The sequence below is a fragment of the Listeria sp. ILCC792 genome, assembly GCF_900186135.1.
Classification (GTDB): Bacteria; Bacillota; Bacilli; order Lactobacillales; family Listeriaceae; genus Listeria; species Listeria goaensis.
In genome coordinates, this window is the sequence record NZ_FYBO01000012.1 from 51,398 (window position 1) to 71,986 (window position 20,589).

The window sequence follows — 20,589 nt, forward strand, 5'->3', positions numbered from 1 at the left end:
GCTATTTGAACATCACATACAAAATAATCGACTGATCCATCTCGCTAAGCGCCTCTTCCGCAAATAAGTCATCAACAATTCGTAGGCCTTTTTCTGAGAAACCCCAGTACTGAAGAACATAACGTTTGCCGGGCTCTATTTTTCCACCCTCAAAAGGCTCTGTAGCACTTCCTGCGTGTTCAAATTTATGGAACAACTCTGCAGATAACGGCACTTTTTTTTGTGATTCCGCCCCGTTCGCGAGGATTTTAACGCGAAGCTCTTCTGGTTTCATCACATCAAAACCAACTGCGCCCCAAACAAGTTCCCCGTTTATCGGACTTTTTTCTTCGCGCGCAATTTCTACAACTTTTTGATGGCTCACGCGCTCCGCTTTTTCATACACATCGAGGTACACTTGAACCCGCTCGCCCTCCGTATTAAAAGCAACCTTTCCGCTAGCCGCCAAAAGAAGATCTAGCGTATCAATCGATTCCTTATCTTTTTTGATTAAAGCTCCGTTTGGCACCCCCGCAATTTTATCACCTTGAAACGGCCAAAGATTCCAATACGCCAGCACGCCTAAACCCCCGCCAATAAGTAACACGCCAACAACAATCATGATGCTAATTTTTTTCATGATGCACTCCTTCATTTGTTATTTATGGTACGGCTCCCCGCGCATAATTTTAAATGCACGATAAATTTGCTCGACTAAAACTAGACGCATGAGTTGATGCGGTAGTGTCAATTTGCCAAACGAAATTTGTTCATCGGCGCGTTTTAAAACACTATCGCTTAAGCCAAGTGAGCCGCCAATGATAAACGCAATTTTACTTTTCCCATATGTCATGAGGTGATGAAGTCCGTCAGCAAAATCCTCGCTCGATTTTTGTTTGCCAGCAATTGCCAGCGCAAAAACGTATGTATCCGCAGAAATTTTTGTTAAAATTCGTTCTGCTTCTTTTTCCTTTACTTGTAACATTTCAGCTTCACTTAACATTTCTGGCGCCTTTTCATCTGGGACTTCTACAACACTTACATTCGCATATGGACCTAAACGCTTTAAGTATTCTTGAATGCCTTGCACTAAATACTTCTCTTTTAATTTTCCTACTGTAATAATTTGGATTTTCATGTATCCACCTCAAAATTGCATTTTCTCCGTTTATCATACCATAAAATTAACTGATACGTGCTTTTGACCTAAATTCGCACACAAATTTCTTTTCCACAAGAAAATGGCACTTATACACAAGTTTTATCCACAGAAAGTATCCACATATCCACAGACGCATCTATATTTTGTATAAGAACAAACATTCCCTACAAGATATACTTTTAGTGAAATTCACTATCCACAGGTTATCCACATGATCATAATACTCGCAAAAACCTTGTGGCAGAAGCAATTTGGAATTTGTTAGCAAATGAAACTGTGGATAAATGAGCGTTTTTATAGTTGTTTTTCACAAAAAGGTATATCTTACTATGAAAGTTGGGCAAAAATGAAATTTGATTCAATTTTTTGTTCGAAAAGCAACTTTTTATACTTAAATTGTCAGTATTTTCGATTTCCCACAGCTTATTCACGGTTTACTAACAGGTTATCCACAAAAATTATCCACATATCCACAACCCCCTTCTATATTTAGTGCAAGAAAATATGTTCTCTCCTAAATATTGATTGCTTGACTTTTGGAAATCCACAACTTATCCACAAAAAAATACGACTCCGAGGAGTCGCATTTTATATTTATTGTTTGGATGATGTAGCTGATTCTAACGTAACGTTTGTGGATTCTTTATTACCGTCACGGTAATACTTCACGTTCATCTTTTGACCTATTTCAACATCATTGCTGTAAAGAATTTGACGCAACGTCATTGAGTTGGTTACTTTCTTACCGTTCATTTCTACAATTACATCGTATTGTTTCAAACCAGCTTTATCCGCAGCAGAGCCGCTAACGACTTGTTGAACCATTGCGCCGTAATCGACACCTTCAGGCAATTTCAGAATGTTTTGTTGTTGCTGTTCTGGAATTGTATCCACGTCGCGGAGTGTTACGCCTAGCGAAGGACGAGTTACTTCACCTTTTGTTTCAAGTTGTTCGATAATAGGTTCAACTGTGTTAATCGGAATCGCAAATCCAATTCCCTCTACATTTTCTGTGGAAATCTTCATGGAATTAATACCAATCACTTGGCCTTCTAAGTTAATTAAAGCTCCACCACTGTTACCTGGGTTGATAGCTGCATCAGTTTGAATAACTTCTGCTTCCCAGTCTTCTTGACCATCACCATTTGTATCCACTGGAACAGCACGATTTAAGCCGGAAATAATCCCTTCTGTAACGGAACCGGAGAATTCAGTACCTAGTGGGCTACCAATTGCGATGGCAGTTTCTCCGACTTTAAGGGAATCTGAATTGCCGAATTCAGCTATAGTGCTCACATTTTCATCGCTGATTTCTAGTACTGCAAGGTCGTTCCATTCGTCAGTTCCGATTAACTTGGCGGATGATTTTTTCCCACTAGAGAAAGTCACTTCAAGTTTATTGGCGCCTTCGACTACGTGATTATTCGTCACGACATATGCTTTGCCGTTTGATTTTTTGTAAACAACGCCTGAGCCAGAAGAGGCTTCCTCCTCAGAAGTTGTGGAACCGTCAAGTGAACTTGTTGCTTGATAGTTTAAAACACTTACAACAGCGTCTTGTACTTTCTCGACTGCTTTTGTAATGTTGGTTGTATTTTCATACGAAACTTTTTCTACTTTTCCCGTGTTTGAACTTGATCCAGATGACGAATCGTTTGAGGAATCACCTAAGCCGCTAACGGCGAAAAAGATAATCAAACCGCCTACTAGAACGCCAATTAGGCCTGTTAGGAAATAACCTAAAAAGTGCTTACCACCGTTTTTCTTTGGTGGCTCACTACCGCCGCCGTCATCGCCACTTGAACGTGTTGGGGGAACAGGTGGTACTGGGGGAACTGTGTTGTTTTTTTCAGAAGTATCGGAGGCTTCTTCAAAAAAAGCGTTCGTCATGCTTGCTTCGGCTTGTTCACGCGTCGCCCCCGCGAAAACTTGCCCTTCGGCTGTTACACCTTCCGAAATCGGCTCAGAAACTGGTTCTTGTCTGTGCGGACTATGTAACGTTTCTTCTGTTTTTTGTTCCTTTGTTGTTTCTGGCGATTGATTCGCATCATCGCTTACTGTTTTGCCAAACTCATTTTTCTCGTTTTCCAAAATTAACCATCCCTTTCCGCATAAAAATTCATCTATAGACTTATCTTACAAGAGAATTATGAAAAATTCATGAAATTACTTTAAATTTTTAAGAAAAAAGAGACGTACTCATTCGCTTTACGTCCCTTCTCAGCTTTACAATGCGAAAATGCTCGTCGGAATTTCTGGATCTGTGTCAAATAATTCTATCTGATTTCCGACCACAATGCCTTCACTTGCAAGCGTTTGTGTCACACTCATTCTAGCTAAATCTTTCATATTATTGTCCTTGCTTAAATGTCCAAGATAAATTCGCTTTGTTTGATCGCCAATGACTTCACTCATCGCGATTCCTGCATCTTCGTTCGAAACGTGCCCTTCATCGCCTAAAATTCGACGCTTCACATTCCACGGATAACGCCCCATACGAAGCATTTCGACATCATGATTACTTTCAAATAAATAGGCATCAGCATTTTTGATATGCCCCTTCATTCGGTCGCTCACATAGCCCGTGTCCGTAATCATAACAAACTTTTTATTCCCGTTATGAAATATGTAAAACATGGGCTCAGCCGCATCATGCGAGACTCCAAATGATTCTACTTGCAAGTGCCCAAAACTTTTTACAGTTTCCATATCAAATTGAAATTTTTGATCCGAGCTTACCTCGCCAATCATATTATCCATTGCACGCCAAGTTTTCTCATTTGCGTAAATAGGGAGTTTATATTTTCTCGCCAAAACACCTAAACCTTTAATATGGTCCGAGTGCTCATGCGTAATTAAAATTGCGTCCACTTCGCTAATATCCCGGTCAATTTGTTTAAAAAGACCTTCCATTTTCTTACCGCTTAAACCACAATCGACTAATATTTTTTGGTCGTCTGTTTCAATAAGTGTGGCATTGCCAGAACTCCCACTTGCGAGAATACTAAACTTTAATTGCGCCGCACCAGTTCCTGCTAACAGTTGACTCTTCATCATTACATTCGTACCCCCTGACATATCCTTATTTTAACCTTATTTTTTACAAAAGAAAACAAAAATCAACCCGAATGTGGATTGATTTTCGTTTTACGCCTAGTTGCCCATCATTGTTTCTGGTGACATTTGGATTGATTCGCTCATGGATGTTTCTTCTGGGTTTTGCGCGCGCGATTCATTTAAATTGATAACTTGTTCATCTTTGGCATTGATTAAAAAGTACGTCGTCGTACCTTTATGTTTGACCTCAAAACACCAGACTGGGAAATAAACATCGCCGCTCGATAATTGGACCGTTGTATAGTAGCCAAACGTTGCTTTCACAATGTCGCTATCCGTTTTTAAGTCGCCATGTTGATAAATCGCTTCTAAGGCATCCATCGAAGACATTAAATTGGTTTTTTCTTGCAAATCATCTTGCTTTCCAAGATACGTTTGCGTGTATGATACTGCCTCGTCGGCATTATTCAATTTAAAAGTAATTTGCCCGCCGCTATCAAAGAGGACCATATCTCCTTTTATCACTTGATTGTAGATTAGCTTATTTTCCTCTTTATCATATTTCCAAAATTTATAGGACGAACCTTTGTACACCTTTTCTTTGACAAAACTGGCAAGTTCAGGTGTTTCTTTGTCCTTGTCAGCGGGAATCGGTGTTTTTAATGTAGACGAAATTTCACTGGCATTATTCACAAGAAAAACATTTTGATCTTTTAAGCTCGCAACGTCCTTCGCAGAAAACGCGTCTTGGGTAGCTGTGAAAATTTCCCCCATAACCGGTTTTGAAGACAGTTTTGGATAGCTGATGTTATCTGTTTTTAAATGGTCTTGAAGCGTGTCGTTTCCAAGTTTATCAGGATCATTGGTTGCTTGTTTATTTAAAAACATCACCACAAGGAAAATATCGAGTAATAGGAAGGCGATAATAAAAATAATTTCTGTTTTTCTCCAATCCAACTTTACTCACTCTCCTTCATATCAGAAACGAACCATTGCCCGTTGTATTTGAATATCCATGTCGGTCTTAGTTCTACAATTCGGTTAAGTCCTTTATCTTCTACCCATGACATTTCATAACCGAGTGTAATCATTTGCAATGAGCGAATATCAATATTAGGATTGCTTTCCAAATTCTTGTAGACAGATAGTGAAGATGGTAGTGTCACTTCTTCGCTTTCGCGCGGAATTGGATAGTCTAATTTAAAGAATGGTCGGCTATATTTATATACTGCCTCTTGTCCTTCCGTGACATAAATTTGCGACATACCTGCTGAATTTAAAACTTGCAAATTGTTCACGAATAAACCGAAGTTTACCGTTCCAGACTGGGCATAGTAGCCAGTATAATAATAGTTGTCCGTCCAGCCTGCATGTTCATTAATAAAGTTAAAACTATCTTGAATGCGGCTATCTCGTTTCGAAATTGTTTCAGTATTTGTTGTTACTTCTTGTGCTGGATTAATATATTCCAACACCTTATTCGTTGTATCCAGCACGATTTTGCTTGAGCCATTTGTATAAGAATTATCTTCATTTTTAACAGAACCAACATCTTGGAACAGCGCCTTCGTAAACAAATTGATATCCATTGAATCGATAATATATTTTTCACTGCTCATTTTTATTCGTTCGTTTGAAAGGAAGATGGAATGCTTGCTCGGTCTTACTTCTGGGACTTCATTAAATACGTCTTCCTTGTTTGCTTCTTCAACAATATTTCGAACGCTCTCAATATCCTTTTCTTGAAGAGAACTTTGGTAAATCGTATCTTCATAATCATTTGTAAAATAAACGGTATATAAGCCGGTGTCCGTTTTATTTGTGTCAAAAATAATTCGATTGAATGAAGCATTATCAAGCTTCTTACCTTCAACTTGGAAGACTTGCGCAAAAATCGAAAATGGGATGTTATTTGGGTAAATAAGCTCAATCGCTCCGTTTTGGTGAATAATACGGTCGTACTCCTCACTCCGTTTTTTCCCCGAAAGAACGACTTCTGAAAAACTAAAGTTGCGCCCATCTGCGGCTAGCTCGTTCACATAAGTGCCATTGTTCGTTTGAAAATGTGTATCGTTTTTATTGACTTGAATCATCATCGGTTTAAAAACTTGGGCAGCGGTTTTCTGCTTATCAATTGTTGTTTTTTCCACTTCTTTCACATCAATCGTTTCGTAATCTGGCTGGCCTTTCCAAATAAAATAGCTGAGCACGATACTAAAAATAACGAGTACGGTGAGGATAGCGCCTCTTAAATATGCATTTGTCTTCATTCCCAATCATCCTCCGGCAAATCGCTATATGGCAAGGTGAACTTGACTGTCGTACCTTTGCGCTTATTACTTTCAGCCCAAATACGACCACCATGCGCCTCAATTACTTCGCGCGCAATAGCCAGTCCTAGCCCTGTTCCTCCCATTTCTCTCGATCTCGCTTTATCCACCCGGAAGAACCTATCAAACACTTTGTCTAAATCAGCTTCCGGAATTCCAAGTCCCTCATCGCTAATACTTACTTCGATTTTATCGTCCATTTTTTTCAAGAAAAAGGAGATTTGACCGCCGTCCGGTGAATATTTATTCGCATTGGAAATAATATTGTCCAGCACTTGCATCACTTTATCTTCATCAATTTCAATGATAACTGGCACGCGCGGAATATAGCGTTTAAATTTAATCGATTCTTTTTTCATCATTTCAAAACGATCGATAATATGATTAAAGAAGTCCGTAAAATTCACAAAACTTTTATCCAGATGTTCTCTGCCGCCGTCCATACGCGACAATTTCAAAAGGTCATTGACAAGGCGAATCATTCGCTCTGTTTCATTTTGCGTCACTTCAAGGAAATGCGGCGCGACCTCCTTATCCTCCCACGCCCCGTCACTAAGTGCTTCGAGATAACTATGCATACTGGTTAAAGGCGTGCGAAGTTCGTGTGACACGTTTGATACGAAGTCGCGACGTTCTTGGTCAACCTTCTCTTGATCTGTAATGTCATGTAAAACCGCAATTACACCATTTACAAATCCTGTTTCACGTTGAATGACTGATAAATTGGCGCGGAGAACATAGCGTTCTGCTGTACTACGGTCCATCGTAAGCGGCTCGGTCATATCCATCAAATCTTCAAAAGCATACTCATCTTGAATGCCGAGGACTTCTGTAAGTGGCTGTCCATTCGCGGTTTCATGGGCAATGCGAAGCATTTTTTCCGCTGGTGAGTTAATTAAAATGACTTTGCCGCGGCGATCAGTTGCGATAACCCCGTCTGTCATATACGAAAGTACGGAAGACAATTTGCGTCTTTCCCCTTCGGTCATGGCTTGGGCTTCCTGAACCCGTTTTGTCAGCGAGTTAAAGCTTTGCGCAAGCTCACCAATTTCATCAAGTCCGTATACTTTTACTTTCCGAGTATAATTCCCTCTCGCCATAGCGTAAGCTTGTCGTTTCATATCAATAATCGGCTTCGTTATCGTCCGCGACAAGAGCACCCCGAGAACAGCCGTTATGACCATCGCAATCAGCGTCCCGGTAATAAAAATGTTCGTAATTGAGTCCACCTGCGAGTAGACGGACTCAATATTCGCGACAAGATAAATAGCCCCAATCACCGTATTTTTATTTTTGATTGGAGAAACCGTGACCCAAACACGTTTATTGTCGTTTGACTCGTCCATATAAATTTTTTCTTCTGAAGTGCCAAGCGACAGAGCTCTTTTGACTAAAGGCGTGGTTGATTTTTGGCCTACAATCCCCTGATTGTCCATGTTGGACGTCCCGAGAATTTTGCCACGCTCATCAACAATGCGCACCTCGAGCAAACTCGAATTGTTGCGCGCATAATCGACCAAAAGTTCACGAATATCCGTCTGCATCTGCGCACTATTATCGCCGTTCTTTAAAATCTCCTCCCGCACGTTATAATCCAGTAATGTCATACTATTTTTGATAGAATCTTGAAAGTTCTTTTCAAGCTGCCCCTCTAGTTCGCGCACGAAATAAGCGCCAATGACTTGCATAGCAACTAAAATAAGCAACAAGTAAATCATCACCAACCGGAATTGCACCGACTGGAAAAACTTCATTTTATGCATAAAACACGTCTACTCCTGTTCAGGGTTAAATTGATGTTTCTATCTATGGCAAATCGCAATTTAGTTTCTTCTTAATTCTTGTATTATACCATAATTCACGCTTACAAAAAAACACATCATTTATTAGTAAAATAAATGACGTGCTTCGTACAATTATCTATATTTTGATTCCCATATCAATTTCTTTATAAGTTTGTAAATCCCGTAAAATATTGCAGTAGCCATTCAAATAGCGCCATCACTATACCTACAAGATTCATTTAAAATGCCTCTGCTGCTACTCCTGCTCTGGGTTTCGCAAATAATAGCCCACGCCGCGGCGAGTAACGAGCCATGCTGGGTGGCTTGGATTGTCTTCGATTTTTTCACGCAGACGTCTTACGGTTACGTCAACTGTACGGACATCGCCGAAATAATCATAGCCCCAAACAGTTTGAAGCAAATGTTCGCGCGTCATAACTTGGCCCATATGTTTCGCTAAATAGTGAAGAAGTTCAAATTCGCGGTGCGTTAACTCGATGGTTTCGCCGCGTTTAGATGCCACGTATGCGTCTGGATGAATGACGAGGGAGCCAATTTCGATTTCGCTATTTTCTTCTTCTTCAGCGGATTGCGAGCTAATTTGGCTATGACGGCGCAAATTCGCTTTAACCCGTGCGATAAGTTCACGATTACTAAACGGTTTCGTCACGTAGTCGTCGGCGCCTAGCTCGAGGCCGAGCACTTTATCGATTTCGGAATCTTTTGCGGTAACCATGATGATGGGCATATCGTATTTTTTGCGCACTTCACGACAAACTTCAATGCCATCGCGGCCCGGAAGCATGATGTCGAGCAAAATTAAATCTGGTTGTACTTCCTCAACAAGCTCAATAGCTTCGTCTCCGTCATAGGCACAATATACATCGAAACCTTCTTTATTTAAATTAAATTTAACAATGTCTGCAATTGGTTTTTCGTCATCTACTACTAAAATTTTCTTTTCTGCCATTTTTCAAACAGTCCTCCCATAATTGGATTTTTCCGGTTCTGCCGGCATTCTCCTAAAAATTGTTTATCATTAAGACTGTGGTGCGGAAGTCCTTCTCCCTGGACGCTTCCGACGGCGTCTTTAGCTTGTTCACTTCTATACAAATAGAAGACCATAATTTTATTATAGCACAGTTCGAAAATTATCTGAATTATTACAGCTAGCATAGTCCATTTTAAATATGAAGATTTTTCCCGTAACAAAAAAACAACTGCAAACATATCGTTTACAGTCGCTTCTTGAAATAAGCTATTTTTTAAGTGCCCACTCATAATGGCTTGACGTCGCCGAAACGAAATAGCTGCCAAGCGTGCTTCCACCGCTCCAAGTAAAAACCCCTTTTTTAAACAAATCATCGTTAGAAAATTGCTCAACAAGTTGCATAACTTGGCCATGACTTTCCTGCAATAAGCGTAGCGCTGCCGGGTATGCTGTTTGCTGATGCTTTTCCAAAAAAACGATGTTCATTGCGCCGTAAGTTTTCCAGTTATAGCCTTCCAGCAAAAATTGCTTTTTCTCCCCCTTTAAATTGGGCTCTACCCAATCTAAAAGTAATTTTTGCCATTCATACAAGTGAATGAGGACATCGCGGATATTTTTATCCCTATTCCAGTGTGCTTCTTTTTTATTTATGTCGGCCAACTGAAACGCGGCTAACTTCACTTCATTTGGCATTTCCTCTAACATATGTATGAGTTGTTGATACTTTTCGTTTGAGGCTTGTATAAAATCTGCTTTAGTTGTTGGTCTCGCCACTATTATCATCTCCTTTATAATTTTTATACATGTCCGAAATTTGCGCGCTTACTAGGGCGCGTAGTGAAGCTGGGCTTTCCACGATGCAGGCGCTGCCGAGGCCTAAAATAAATGTTTCCAGCCAAGCATTATGTTCGGCAATAATTTTCAGCCGTAAAAATGGCTCCGCTTCTTCTATAATTTCCACTTGATGCCAGCTTTCAAAAATATGAAAAATCGAGCGATCAATTCGCAACACAAATTCAAGCATATTCTGCTTTCGCCAAATGAAATCGCGTTCATAATACGCTAGATTAGGATTAAATGGTTGACCTAGTTCGATGTGTTTGATTCGGTCTAGCAAAAACAATTTTGGAGCGCCTTCTTCTGTACCACTTAAATACCAGCGGCCACTTTTGAAAAGCAATTGATAGGGTTCAATCATGCGTTGCTTCTTATGCCCATCTAATTTGGTGTATGTGAACATTAGTTGGTGATTGCTTTTTATGGCTTCTTGGATGCGCATAAATTTCGCGTCATCCGTTTTGGTGCCTTGCCAAGACGAAAAATCCACCACAACTTGATGTGCATGCTGTTCAATTTGTTGTAATTCTTCGGCATCGAACAGCAATTGTAGCTTTTCAATAATTGCCGTTTTATTTGGGTCATTTTCAATATTCAACCGATAAAGCGAAAGCAGCACGTATTTAAAATCGAGCGAGGAAAACAATTGTTTATCCAAATAGTAGTTCTCCATAATGCTAATCCCACCATTAAACCCCGGTGTCGAAATTATCGGTATACCAGCATAATCTAGTGCTTCCAAATCGCGATAAATGGTTCGTTCTGATACTTCAAAAAAATCGGCCAAAGTTTGAACTGTCACTTTCCGTTTGCTGACTAACAGCAACACAATGGCTAACATTCGATTAAAACGCATGAACGGCTTTCCCCTCTCGTTTAAAATAGCGTGTTTATTTTATTCCAATATAAATTTCAATCCGCGTTTTTTCAATATCTGGATTGGGATAATATAATTCAAAATCCGTCACGCAAGTGCGCTCCAATTGCGTCTGCCAAATTTCCTGCCAAAGTGCTGCTGGCGCCGTCATTGGATTTCCAACCACTGTAAAGCGGGCATATTTTCCATTTTGAATTGTGACCTCCCCGTCTGCCGTAGCTACACCTGCCAGCACGTCATACGATAAGGAAGTCGGTTTTTCATAATCACCTTCAAAATTAAAATACACACCGTATACTTTTGTTTCCATATCCATTGTAGCATGATTTTGATAAAACCCTTGCCAAAGTTCCGTAAATTTCTCACTCATATTCGGGTCATCATTACTAATGTGCACGTGTTCTCCAGTCACTTTTATTTCTTCAAAATGGCTAACTTGATAATTCATTTTTATTACCTCCCTTTCAGCTCCAGTATAGCACCGGGCTCTGACAACAGTTTGTCAGGGTAATAAAAAAAGTTTGCAGACGACAAAGTCTACAAACTTTTTAAAATTCAAACGGTCCCGACGGGATTTGAACCCGCGATCTCCTGCGTGACAGGCAGGCATGTTAACCCCTACACCACGGAACCAAGTGAGCACCTTAAAAAGGGCACTTCACCATTAAACCATGCTTGCCAAAAATCGTCAACTATTTTTTAGAGGCTATAAGTCGTTGCTTTAAATAAATCTAATTTCCCAATGCGGCTTACTGCTTCCCTAAGTCGCTCCTCGTCCATTAGAAGGCCCACTCGGACGTAACCTTCTCCGCACTCGCCGAAGCCACTTCCATCGGCCACCGCCACATTAGCTTTTTCGAGCAAATGCTCTGTAAAGCTTGTGCTCGTGAAGTTTTCGGGCACTTTCATCCAAGCAAAAAACGAGCCCCTTGGAATGACTGCTTCCCAGCCGATTTCCGAACACGCGTCTAAAAAGGCATTTTTTCGACTTTCGTAACGCTCATTTTGCTTTCTGACAGCTTCCTGGGAGCCTCTAAGTGCTTCAATCCCCGCATCCTGAATGGCAGGGAAAAGACTCACATACAGATGGTCTTGGATTAAATTGATGGCTTCAATCATCGTTTCATTCCCGACAGCGAAACCAATTCGCCAGCCGGCCATATTGTATGTTTTGGATAGCGTGTATAGCTCAATTCCGACATCCTTCGCCCCTTCTGTTTGGAGGAAACTAATTGGTTTGGCGCCGAAACCGATAGCCCCGTAAGCAAAATCATGCACGACGGCAATCTCATTTTCCTTAGCAAACGAGACGGTGTCTTCGAAAAACTTCTCTGTAGCGATAGCGCCCGTTGGATTGTTCGGATAATTTAAATACATCAACTTCGCATCTGACCGCGTCGCCTCATCTATCAAAGCATAATCCGGTAGAAATTGATTTTCCTCCAAAAGAGGCATTAATGTATACTCGGCGTCCGCTAAAACCGCGCCAGACAAGTAATCTGGGTAGCCAGGGTCAGGCAGGAGCATTTTTTCGCCGGGGTCAAGCAGACACATCGGCAGCTCCACAAGCCCCGTCTTCGTCCCAAACAAAATGGCCACTTCTTTTTCAGGATCTAGCGTCACCCCGTACTCTTTTTTATAAAAATTGGCAGCCGCCTCTTTCAGTTCTGCCTTGCCGCGAAACAAAGAATACTTGTGGTTTTGCACATCATCTGCGGCATTTTTTAGTGCTTCTACGATGTTTTGCGGCGTAGGCTGATCTGGATTTCCTTGTCCCAAATTGATGACATCATGCCCTTCTGCAATTTTGCGATTTACATTTTGTACTAATTTTGAAAAAAATTGCTCTGGCAAATTTTCGAGCTTTTTAGAAAATCTCATTTCGTACGCCTCCCGTTTTATGTTTCATTGTTAAATATCTTAAAGTTTTCTAGCAATTTTGTCTAGTCTAGAAATAAAAAACATTAAAAAAGCATTGACAATCACCTTAAAAATCGGTATATTTTTACGTAACAAGTTTTTATAATGTAGTTCTCTTATCGAGAGAGGCTGAGGGACTGGCCCGATGACGCCCGGCAACCTAACTTTTTGAAGTGAAGGTGCTAATTCCAGCAAAATGGTATAGCCATTTTGGTAGATGAGAGGAGTTCGAATAGGCAACACATTCAACTTCTCTATTCTTATGGTAGAGGGGTTTATTTATGTGCTAAAAACTTTTCTAGTACATAAATACAAGGCGAAACGCTGTGTCCACACTCTCAAGCTAGAATGTTTATAAAAATTTAAATTTAGACACATTTAGGGAGGAATTTTTAATGAAAAAGAGAACTAAAGGAATTTTGATTGCATTTACTGGCGCGGCACTACTTGCACTTTCTGCATGTGGTGGCGGGAAATCCGAAACGTTAAGCACGGAAAAGATTACAATTGGCGTAACGGGTGGACCTCACCAACAAATTGCGGAGGAAGTGAAAAAGTTAGCTAAAAAAGACGGGCTGGACATCACAATTAAAACGTTTGACGATTATAACACGCCAAACACTGCGCTAAACGATGGGGATTTAGACGCGAATAACTACCAAACGATTCCGTTTTTAGATGCACAGAAAAAAGATAAAGGCTACAAAATCGACCAAGTCTTTAAGACAGTTGCTTTCCCAATGGGCATTTATTCCAAAGATATTAAAGACATCAAAGAGCTTAAGAAGGGGGATAAAATTGCGGTTCCAAATGATCCTTCGAACGAATATCGTGGCTTAAAACTTTTTGAAGACGCTGGTGTCATTAAGTTGAAAGACGGCGTGGAAGAAAAAGCAACGAAAAAAGATATCGCGGAAAACCCGCTCGATTTAGAAATCATCGAACTTGAAGCTTCGCAAATTCCAGCGCAACTTGGTGAAGTAAAAGCAGCTGCCATCAACACCAATTTTGCGATGGGCGCTGGACTCACCATTAATGATGATGCGATTTTCCATGAACCAACGAAAGACAATCCGTACCCAAATGTTTTTGTCGTAAGAACTGAAAATAAAGATGATGAAGTTGTCGATACACTTAAAAAATATTACCATTCTGATGAAATTAAAAGCTTCATTGAAAAAGAATTTAATGGGTCTGTTGTACCTGCATTTTAGGGAGATGTAACCATGATTAAACTAGAACATGTCAGCAAGACTTTTAATGTTAACGGGCGAAGCGTTCAGGCGGTGAAGGACGTTTCGCTTTCCGTCCAAAAAGGTGAGATTTACGGTGTTGTGGGTTATAGCGGCGCTGGAAAAAGTACGCTTGTTCGTTGTATTAATTTTTTAGAACAGCCAACTGAAGGTACTGTGCATATTGCAAACGACAATCTCGCACAACTTTCGGCGAAAAACTTGCGTTTCGCGAGACGTAAAATCGGAATGATTTTTCAAGGCTACAATCTACTTAAAACGGCCACTGTATATGAAAATATCGCGCTACCGCTTAAACTTGAAGGTTTAAAAAGCGATGAAATTACAGCACGTGTTGAAAAATACTTAGAAATTGTCGGGCTTACGGATAAAAAAGAAAATTTCCCAGCCCAACTTTCTGGCGGTCAAAAGCAGCGTGTTGCCATTGCGAGAGCGCTTGCTCATGAACCTGAAATTTTACTTAGTGATGAGGCGACGAGTGCGCTTGATCCTGAAACGACCGAAGCCATTTTAAATTTGCTACTTAAAATCAACCGCGAACTCGGCATTACGATTTTCCTTATTACGCATGAACTCGATGTCATTCAGCGCATTTGTGACCGCGTTGCTGTGATGGAAAACGGGCAAATTGTTGAAGAAGGCACTGTTTTAGATGTATTCACGAAGCCAAAACACCCGACTACCAAACGTTTTGTTGGCTCAGAGGCTAGTTTTGAAATTCCAGCCGATGTGTTAGAAAAATATAAGCAAACAGGTAAATTGGTTTCACTCCATTTCATTGGCGAAGGTTCTGATGAGCCTGCCCTTGCGCTTGTATCCCGGAAATTTGATTGCCTGCCGAGCATTTTGGCGGGGGGAATTGATCACCTGAAAAATGATACCCTTGGCAAACTTTTAGTCCATTTAAAAGGTGATGAGGCCGAATATAACAAAGCAATTGAGTACTTGCGCGAACAAGGCGTAGTCGTTTCGGAGGTGCAACAAAATGGTTGATTTTTTTAACGAATGGGGCGACACCCTTTGGACTGGATTTCTAGAAACCCTTACAATGACAAGCATCACGCTCGTCATCTCCATTTTGGTCGGTCTACCACTTGGTATTTTACTTGTTTTAACACGAAAAGATGGGCAAGCTGAGAATAAAACGGCTTACACGATTTTAAACTGGATTATTAATATTTTACGTTCGCTGCCATTTATTATTTTACTTTTTTTAATTTTGCCATTTACAAAAATTATCGTGGGCACTACAATTGGCGTAAAGGGCGTTATTTTGCCGCTTGTCGTTTTCACAGCGCCATATATCGCTCGGCTGATGGAATCTGCTTTACTTGAAGTCGACCGCGGTGTCATTGAAGCGTATCAGGCGATGGGAATTTCTACGTCAAAAATCATTTTAAATGTTGTGCTTCGCGAGGCGCGTTCAGGCATCGTGCTTGGCCTGACAATCGCTACAATTGGTCTAATTGGAGCCACCGCGATGGCAGGACTAGTTGGCGCCGGCGGACTTGGAACCATTGCCTATCAATACGGATTCCAGCGCTTTGAACCAACCATTATGTACGCGACCATTATTATTTTAATTATCATCGTACAAACCTTGCAATCACTTGGAAATTTCCTAGCAAGACGATTAAAGAAAGACTGAAAACTGGGGGAATAAAATATGTGGAAGCTTGCGCTTTGCCAAATTGACGTTACGTTTAAGGATCCAGATGCGAATTTCAAACGGGTCCGGCAAGCAGTAACCGAGGCGGCAAGAAGCGGTGCTGAGATTGCCGTTTTACCCGAAATGTGGAATACGGGCTATTGTTTGAGCGAGCTTGAGATATACGCAGACCGTCACGGCGAGCGGACGAAAAAGTTTTTATCTGAGCTTGCGAGAGAGCAAAATATTACGATTATTGGCGGTTCCGTTGCCATCAAAACGGACGGGAAATTCACAAATATTATGTACGCTTTTGATAATCAAGGTGATTTTCTTTCTTCTTATAAAAAGGTCCACCCTTTCAAGCTAATGGACGAACATCTCTATTTGGAGCCTGGGAATGATGCCAACCTCTTCATGCTAAACGGCACAAAAACAGCCGGCTTCATCTGTTATGATATTCGCTTCCCCGAATGGATGCGGCACCATACCGCAAGAGGCGCAGAAGTTATTTTTGTTGTTGCCCAGTGGCCAGATGTGCGCATTTCCCAGTGGGAAAAATTGCTCGTCGCACGGGCAATCGAAAATCAAGCGTTCGTCGTGGCCGTAAACCGTGTCGGCAAAGATCCAAACAACCAATTTAACGGCCATTCTATGGTCATCAATCCGCACGGCGAAATCCTCCTTTTAGCGGGAGAAACCGAAGAAAATTTCTACAGCACAATTGATTTGGCTGAAATCAGTGCGGCGCGTCAATCGATGTCCATTTTCGAAGACCGCCGCCCAGAATTATATTTCTAAGCTCACACAAAAAGAGAAAATAGGCAAGTAAAGATCCAGTAACTATACCATTTTCCAAAATGGATTTACTGGATTTTCACTTGTTTTTTTATTTATGTCTCAGCCTTTTTTTTATATAATTTCTTCATTTATTTTCATTATTTTTTCATTTTAAGACGATACAATAAATGCATCATCTAAATCATAGGTTTTACACCTATTTTATATATTCTTCCTTAAAACCGCCAAAGCCCCTATCAAATCCATGATAGGGGCTTTGGTTTTTATTGGTATTTTAGTTGAATGGCTTCCAAATAGGCTATAAAGTTATCGTAAAATTCATTTTGACTTTTTATCGTTGCATGTGTTCCTAGGTTTAAAAGAAAGCGGTAGCCGACTTCATGATCAGGTAGAATAACCTTGGCTTGAAAATACGTTTCATCGAGTGCTTTTATTTCCAGAACATTTGCGCGCTCTACAATTTGTTCCCGTCCAGTACGGTCAAGGAGCAAGTCTACTTCTTCCATTTCAAAAGGTGAAAATTGCGGTTTTGGGTTAAATGGTCTGACCACAAATTCGCGCGGCGTAAAAGTATCCGCAAGGGTTTCTAAGTGAATCATTCGCGATAATTTAAACGTCCGAAAGTCTTCCCGCTCTGTGCTATAGCCTTGTAAATACCAATAACGATTTCGGAAAAGCAAATGGTATGGTTCTATTTTTCGCTTCGTTTCATTCCCATCTCGGTCGCTATATGTCACGGCAACATATTGATGTTTTTTTATCGCCAAATGTAGCTCCTCAACGTGTTCATTTATTTCTTTTTTCGTTGTTACATTTGAAAAATCCAGCGAAATAAGATGATCACTAACTTCATCATCAGACCGCAACATATTTTTCATTTTCAAAAGCGTTCGCTTAATATCTGTTGAAGAAAATAATTGTTCAAATCCATTCAAACTTGTGACAATTGTCGTTAAATCTTCCGTAGTAAGTAAACGTTTGTCTACTTTATAAGTTGGCATAATTCCAATTCCACCGTTCACGCCTGGCATCGTATAAATCGGAATTTTCGCCATCGAAAGTGTTTCCATGTCGCGGTAAATCGTACGTTTTGATACTTCGAACATTTTTGCCATTTCATTTGCGCTAACAATTTCACGTTGTAAAAGCAACATAATAATGCCAATTAGCCGCTCAATTTTCATTTTTTTACTCCTTTTTCAAATGATGACATACAGTTGTCAACATTAGCGTGTTATAGTTACATCATAACAAAATTAAATTTATTTTTGGAGGGAAAAAGTTATGTCATTTGAAATTGTACACTTAGAAAAAGAAGTATTTTCCGGAGAAAAAGTTGAAATTCCTAATTTTAATCCACAAGAAGGTTTTGGAAAAATGAGCGAAATTAAGACTGCTGCCTATGAAAAGTACGCGGACGATGCAAAAAATTATGTTGGTATTAATGCGTCCATCGATGGCAAACAAAATTACATCGTTGCAAAATCTGGTGAAGGTAATGGTGTAATTTCCTTTGAAATTCCTGAAGGCGACTATGCAAAATTCGTATCTGAAGAAACTGAACGCACTGCCATTGACAATTTTATCGGTCAAACTTACGGCGAAGTGATGCAAGGCGGTAAATACGACCTTGCCGGAAACTTTAACTTGGAAGATTTACGCGAAGACAAATTTACAATCTATATTCCAGTGAACGCAAAATAAACATTGAAAAAGAAGCAGAATTAATTTTCTGCTTCTTTTTATGCTTACAATAAATTTTCGCCTGTCATAACATTGACGCTTACGACGACTCTATTTTCTGAATCTAAACCGTTTAGGATGTATTTCATTGTTTCAAGATTTTCTCTCACTTTATCACGCGCATAATACGTAAATGTGCCATCTGCTTTTAAATCCCCGCCAGCATAGATTTGCTCTTCTCCCGTCGTTATATTACGAGCAACAAAACGAAGTGACGCAATATTCCAATATGTTCCTGTAATAAATGAGGCTGCATCTCGATTATATAGCGGCGACACAATTAGTTGCGTTGCTAATTGCGGCGGTAAATGAAGCATAAATTCGGCTACGCTAAACCCTCTTTCATCAAAACCTTCAATTTTCAAGTGCGTACAATTAGCTGTGATTTCGGTGTATTGCAATGAAAATCGTCCGCTTGACTCAATTGTACCGCCTGTTTCTTGTGGTCGTTCCGCTCCATCAGATAATATTTCTGTTATTCTAAGTTGCGTAATGCCCCCTATGAATTTCCCCTTAACTTCTGTTCCCGATACAGTCGCTTCCGTTATTTGACTCACATCAATCACATTATCCTTCATATCCACCCACACTAATTGTCCATTTTGAATGGTTCTAAGGACAATTAACTTCGTTTCCGGTTTACCATCTTCTTTTAAAAGTGCAATATCCCCTTCTATTACAACTTCATTATAACGATACAAATCTTGTTTTTTAACAACTGGAATTGTGAGTCGTTCTGCCAGCAATCGTGTTTTAAAGGAATAGGCATCTGAATAGCTCGTTTTTTGCTCGCTCAAAACATTCTCTTTTCCCATGATTACTGTTCTGTAGCCATTATCTGTTATTCTTGGTTTTGATTGAAAGCTAGTTCCAGCTACTTCAATTGCATTTACTTCGCCAGCTTCAATAATTGTATTGAACGCTAGTTGTCCCACCTTAACATTAGCACGATCACGAATCGTTACAAGATTACAATTATCGATTTCATATGCATATTCGGGACTTACTTTTCCTAAAAAGCGATTGTCTGAAATAAATGTTTTTCCAACCCCTTTTACGGCTAAAGGTTCAGCGCCGCCATCAATTTGAATGTGCGCTTTCTTGTTTTCTTCAAAAGTATTATGTTGAATAAATGTGTAGGCATTTTCAATTTGCGCGCCGTTTGTGCCTCTTTGGAGTTTAATCGCTGCATTATCGAAAAAGCCCAATGAACTTTCTTTGATTGTAACACCATGGCACCCTTCCAAAAGGATTCCGATTCGATTAGCAAACGCCTGGATCGTTTTATTGTCTGCTGTTTTAATGGCAAGACCTGTATTTGCGTCTGCCTGCACTCCACAAGCCAAAATCTTTACGTTTGTTAAGCTACTTTCGTTAATATTTTCTAAATGAATGAAGGTCCCCGTCGCATCCTCCACTCTCCCTTTGTCCCTTTTGAGTTTCAAATAATCTTGTGTTGAGCCACTATTATCAATATGAATGTCTTCAAGAATCAATCCCTGCCCAACAACTCGTTTGCCATTAAATAGCTTTGCTGATGTATCACTAATTGCCTGAATGGCAGTCCCGCGAATATTAAAGAAAAACAGGTTTTTAAATTTGCATAAATCATACGGGCGAATAATTCGGATTGTTGTGACGTTATTTACGTATCTCAAGTCAAAAGTTAAATGAGACATGCCAATATTTCGAATAAAAGAACGTTCCCCAGTTCGCTTCTCGCCATTAAAATAAGCAAAATCAAAAATCGGTTGGTCCTCTTTTTCTTTGTCAAAAATCAGTTCATTATTCACCATCTCACCAGAAGGGATGATTTGACTTGATAGCGAAGAATCCCCTTGTAAGTTAACTCCCGCTTTATCTACAAAAATAGTCTTTGAGATTTTATAACTACCAGCCGGAAAATAAACTATCCCGCCTTCTTTTGTCATTTCCTCTGTTTCAGCTCTGGATAAAACTGTTTTATCGGCTTTCTTTACAGGATATTCATACAGCGCATCAATCGCGTCTTGGATTGCTTTTGTATCATCTGCTAGGCCATTTCCAACTGCGCCAAAATCTTTAACGTTGTGTACTTTTATTTCGGGTATAATGGTTGTTTCCACTTATGATCTCTCCTTTATGTTTACAAGTAAAGATTTATTTCTTTACTATTTCTTTATCATAGTACAAATTGGTTTTCTATAAAATTTTGGTATTCCTCGCAA

Annotated in this window: 20 protein-coding genes, 1 tRNA gene and 1 riboswitch; of the genes, 5 read left to right on the forward strand and 16 right to left on the reverse strand. The window is 40.0% G+C overall.

From position 1 onward, the window contains the following. Position 1 precedes the first annotated feature (1 nt). From CFS60_RS11730 to CFS60_RS11795, 14 genes are all read right to left on the reverse strand, one after another. Positions 2-619, reverse strand: a complete 618-nt coding sequence (locus CFS60_RS11730; RefSeq protein ID WP_088825796.1) for a hypothetical protein — start codon at positions 617-619, stop codon at positions 2-4. 18 nt (positions 620-637) lie between these two features. Next, the gene (gene rlmH, locus CFS60_RS11735) at positions 638-1,117 is read right to left on the reverse strand and encodes a 23S rRNA (pseudouridine(1915)-N(3))-methyltransferase RlmH (RefSeq protein ID WP_088810427.1); all 480 of its coding nucleotides are present in this window, start codon (positions 1,115-1,117) and stop codon (positions 638-640) included. 618 nt (positions 1,118-1,735) lie between these two features. After that, entirely contained in the window at positions 1,736-3,235 is a 1,500-nt protein-coding gene (locus CFS60_RS11740) for a S1C family serine protease (protein ID WP_369823200.1), read from the reverse strand. 132 nt (positions 3,236-3,367) lie between these two features. Continuing rightward, entirely contained in the window at positions 3,368-4,198 is an 831-nt protein-coding gene (locus tag CFS60_RS11745) for an MBL fold metallo-hydrolase (protein WP_088839290.1), read from the reverse strand. A 96-nt stretch (positions 4,199-4,294) separates the two neighbouring features. After that, positions 4,295-5,155, reverse strand: a complete 861-nt coding sequence (locus tag CFS60_RS11750) for a two-component system regulatory protein YycI (protein WP_088816063.1) — start codon at positions 5,153-5,155, stop codon at positions 4,295-4,297. Between the two features lie 2 nt (positions 5,156-5,157). Beyond that, the gene (locus CFS60_RS11755; protein WP_088810431.1) at positions 5,158-6,468 is read right to left on the reverse strand and encodes a YycH family regulatory protein; all 1,311 of its coding nucleotides are present in this window, start codon (positions 6,466-6,468) and stop codon (positions 5,158-5,160) included. Then, on the reverse strand, positions 6,465-8,291 hold the full coding sequence (gene walK / locus CFS60_RS11760; RefSeq protein WP_088825797.1) for a cell wall metabolism sensor histidine kinase WalK: 1,827 nt from the start codon (positions 8,289-8,291) through the stop codon (positions 6,465-6,467). The genes CFS60_RS11755 and walK overlap by 4 nt, the downstream gene beginning before the upstream one ends. A gap of 277 nt (positions 8,292-8,568) precedes the next feature. After that, on the reverse strand, positions 8,569-9,282 hold the full coding sequence (gene yycF / locus CFS60_RS11765) for a response regulator YycF (RefSeq protein WP_088810433.1): 714 nt from the start codon (positions 9,280-9,282) through the stop codon (positions 8,569-8,571). Next, on the reverse strand, positions 9,261-9,629 hold the full coding sequence (locus CFS60_RS13940) for a hypothetical protein (RefSeq protein WP_179946609.1): 369 nt from the start codon (positions 9,627-9,629) through the stop codon (positions 9,261-9,263). The genes yycF and CFS60_RS13940 overlap by 22 nt, the downstream gene beginning before the upstream one ends. Continuing rightward, complete coding sequence (locus CFS60_RS11775; RefSeq protein ID WP_088839292.1) at positions 9,571-10,077, reverse strand: ClbS/DfsB family four-helix bundle protein; 507 nt, start codon at positions 10,075-10,077, stop codon at positions 9,571-9,573. Before CFS60_RS11775 ends, CFS60_RS13940 begins: the two co-directional genes overlap by 59 nt. Beyond that, positions 10,058-10,996, reverse strand: coding sequence for a YafY family protein (locus CFS60_RS11780; protein ID WP_088839293.1), 939 nt, complete (start codon positions 10,994-10,996; stop codon positions 10,058-10,060). Before CFS60_RS11780 ends, CFS60_RS11775 begins: the two co-directional genes overlap by 20 nt. Positions 10,997-11,030: 34 nt before the next feature. Then, positions 11,031-11,465, reverse strand: coding sequence for a GyrI-like domain-containing protein (locus tag CFS60_RS11785; protein WP_088810437.1), 435 nt, complete (start codon positions 11,463-11,465; stop codon positions 11,031-11,033). A 112-nt stretch (positions 11,466-11,577) separates the two neighbouring features. Next, positions 11,578-11,650, reverse strand: a tRNA-Asp gene (locus CFS60_RS11790). Between the two features lie 66 nt (positions 11,651-11,716). Further along, positions 11,717-12,898, reverse strand: coding sequence for a pyridoxal phosphate-dependent aminotransferase (locus CFS60_RS11795; protein ID WP_088839294.1), 1,182 nt, complete (start codon positions 12,896-12,898; stop codon positions 11,717-11,719). A 152-nt stretch (positions 12,899-13,050) separates the two neighbouring features. Further along, positions 13,051-13,161, forward strand: a riboswitch (SAM riboswitch). 171 nt (positions 13,162-13,332) lie between these two features. Here CFS60_RS11795 and CFS60_RS11800 point away from each other — a divergent pair. Genes CFS60_RS11800 through CFS60_RS11815 form a run of 4 tightly spaced genes read left to right on the forward strand, consistent with a single transcriptional unit; the run spans position 13,333 to position 16,639 of the window. After that, complete coding sequence (locus CFS60_RS11800) at positions 13,333-14,151, forward strand: MetQ/NlpA family ABC transporter substrate-binding protein (RefSeq protein ID WP_088810439.1); 819 nt, start codon at positions 13,333-13,335, stop codon at positions 14,149-14,151. Positions 14,152-14,163: 12 nt separating this feature from the next. Next, positions 14,164-15,183 (forward strand): methionine ABC transporter ATP-binding protein, encoded by a 1,020-nt coding sequence (locus CFS60_RS11805; RefSeq protein ID WP_088810440.1) that lies wholly within the window; start codon positions 14,164-14,166, stop codon positions 15,181-15,183. Continuing rightward, positions 15,176-15,838: a methionine ABC transporter permease gene (locus CFS60_RS11810; protein WP_088810441.1), complete on the forward strand. Its 663-nt coding sequence runs from the start codon at positions 15,176-15,178 to the stop codon at positions 15,836-15,838. Before CFS60_RS11805 ends, CFS60_RS11810 begins: the two co-directional genes overlap by 8 nt. An 18-nt stretch (positions 15,839-15,856) precedes the next feature. Further along, positions 15,857-16,639 carry a carbon-nitrogen family hydrolase gene (locus tag CFS60_RS11815; protein WP_088810442.1) on the forward strand — a complete coding sequence of 261 codons (783 nt, stop codon included), beginning with the start codon at positions 15,857-15,859 and terminating at the stop codon, positions 16,637-16,639. Between the two features lie 263 nt (positions 16,640-16,902). Here the strand turns inward: CFS60_RS11815 and CFS60_RS11820 are convergent, their stop codons facing one another. Continuing rightward, positions 16,903-17,823, reverse strand: coding sequence for a YafY family protein (locus tag CFS60_RS11820; RefSeq protein WP_088839295.1), 921 nt, complete (start codon positions 17,821-17,823; stop codon positions 16,903-16,905). A gap of 100 nt (positions 17,824-17,923) precedes the next feature. On the opposite strand from CFS60_RS11820, the gene CFS60_RS11825 reads away from it, so the two are divergent. Further along, entirely contained in the window at positions 17,924-18,343 is a 420-nt protein-coding gene (locus CFS60_RS11825; protein ID WP_088810444.1) for an effector binding domain-containing protein, read from the forward strand. A 44-nt stretch (positions 18,344-18,387) separates the two neighbouring features. Here the strand turns inward: CFS60_RS11825 and CFS60_RS11830 are convergent, their stop codons facing one another. Next, a complete protein-coding gene (locus CFS60_RS11830) occupies positions 18,388-20,487 on the reverse strand; it encodes a glycosyl hydrolase family 28-related protein (protein ID WP_088839296.1) in 2,100 nt (699 codons plus the stop codon). Between the last annotated feature and the right edge of the window lie 102 nt (positions 20,488-20,589).

Excerpts from the sequence above, each read along its gene's own strand:
- CFS60_RS11780 (WP_088839293.1), bottom strand. The coding sequence starts at position 10,996 with ATGCGTTTTAATCGAATGTTAGCCATTGTGTTGCTGTTAGTCAGCAAA.
- CFS60_RS11815 (WP_088810442.1), top strand. The coding sequence starts at position 15,857 with ATGTGGAAGCTTGCGCTTTGCCAAATTGACGTTACGTTTAAGGATCCA.
- CFS60_RS11805 (WP_088810440.1), top strand. The coding sequence starts at position 14,164 with ATGATTAAACTAGAACATGTCAGCAAGACTTTTAATGTTAACGGGCGA.
- CFS60_RS11745 (WP_088839290.1), bottom strand. The coding sequence starts at position 4,198 with ATGATGAAGAGTCAACTGTTAGCAGGAACTGGTGCGGCGCAATTAAAG.
- CFS60_RS11820 (WP_088839295.1), bottom strand. The coding sequence starts at position 17,823 with ATGAAAATTGAGCGGCTAATTGGCATTATTATGTTGCTTTTACAACGT.
- CFS60_RS11785 (WP_088810437.1), bottom strand. The coding sequence starts at position 11,465 with ATGAATTATCAAGTTAGCCATTTTGAAGAAATAAAAGTGACTGGAGAA.
- walK (WP_088825797.1), bottom strand. The coding sequence starts at position 8,291 with ATGCATAAAATGAAGTTTTTCCAGTCGGTGCAATTCCGGTTGGTGATG.
- CFS60_RS11755 (WP_088810431.1), bottom strand. The coding sequence starts at position 6,468 with ATGAAGACAAATGCATATTTAAGAGGCGCTATCCTCACCGTACTCGTT.
- CFS60_RS11810 (WP_088810441.1), top strand. The coding sequence starts at position 15,176 with ATGGTTGATTTTTTTAACGAATGGGGCGACACCCTTTGGACTGGATTT.
- CFS60_RS11800 (WP_088810439.1), top strand. The coding sequence starts at position 13,333 with ATGAAAAAGAGAACTAAAGGAATTTTGATTGCATTTACTGGCGCGGCA.
- rlmH (WP_088810427.1), bottom strand. The coding sequence starts at position 1,117 with ATGAAAATCCAAATTATTACAGTAGGAAAATTAAAAGAGAAGTATTTA.
- CFS60_RS11825 (WP_088810444.1), top strand. The coding sequence starts at position 17,924 with ATGTCATTTGAAATTGTACACTTAGAAAAAGAAGTATTTTCCGGAGAA.
- CFS60_RS11730 (WP_088825796.1), bottom strand. The coding sequence starts at position 619 with ATGAAAAAAATTAGCATCATGATTGTTGTTGGCGTGTTACTTATTGGC.
- CFS60_RS11795 (WP_088839294.1), bottom strand. The coding sequence starts at position 12,898 with ATGAGATTTTCTAAAAAGCTCGAAAATTTGCCAGAGCAATTTTTTTCA.
- yycF (WP_088810433.1), bottom strand. The coding sequence starts at position 9,282 with ATGGCAGAAAAGAAAATTTTAGTAGTAGATGACGAAAAACCAATTGCA.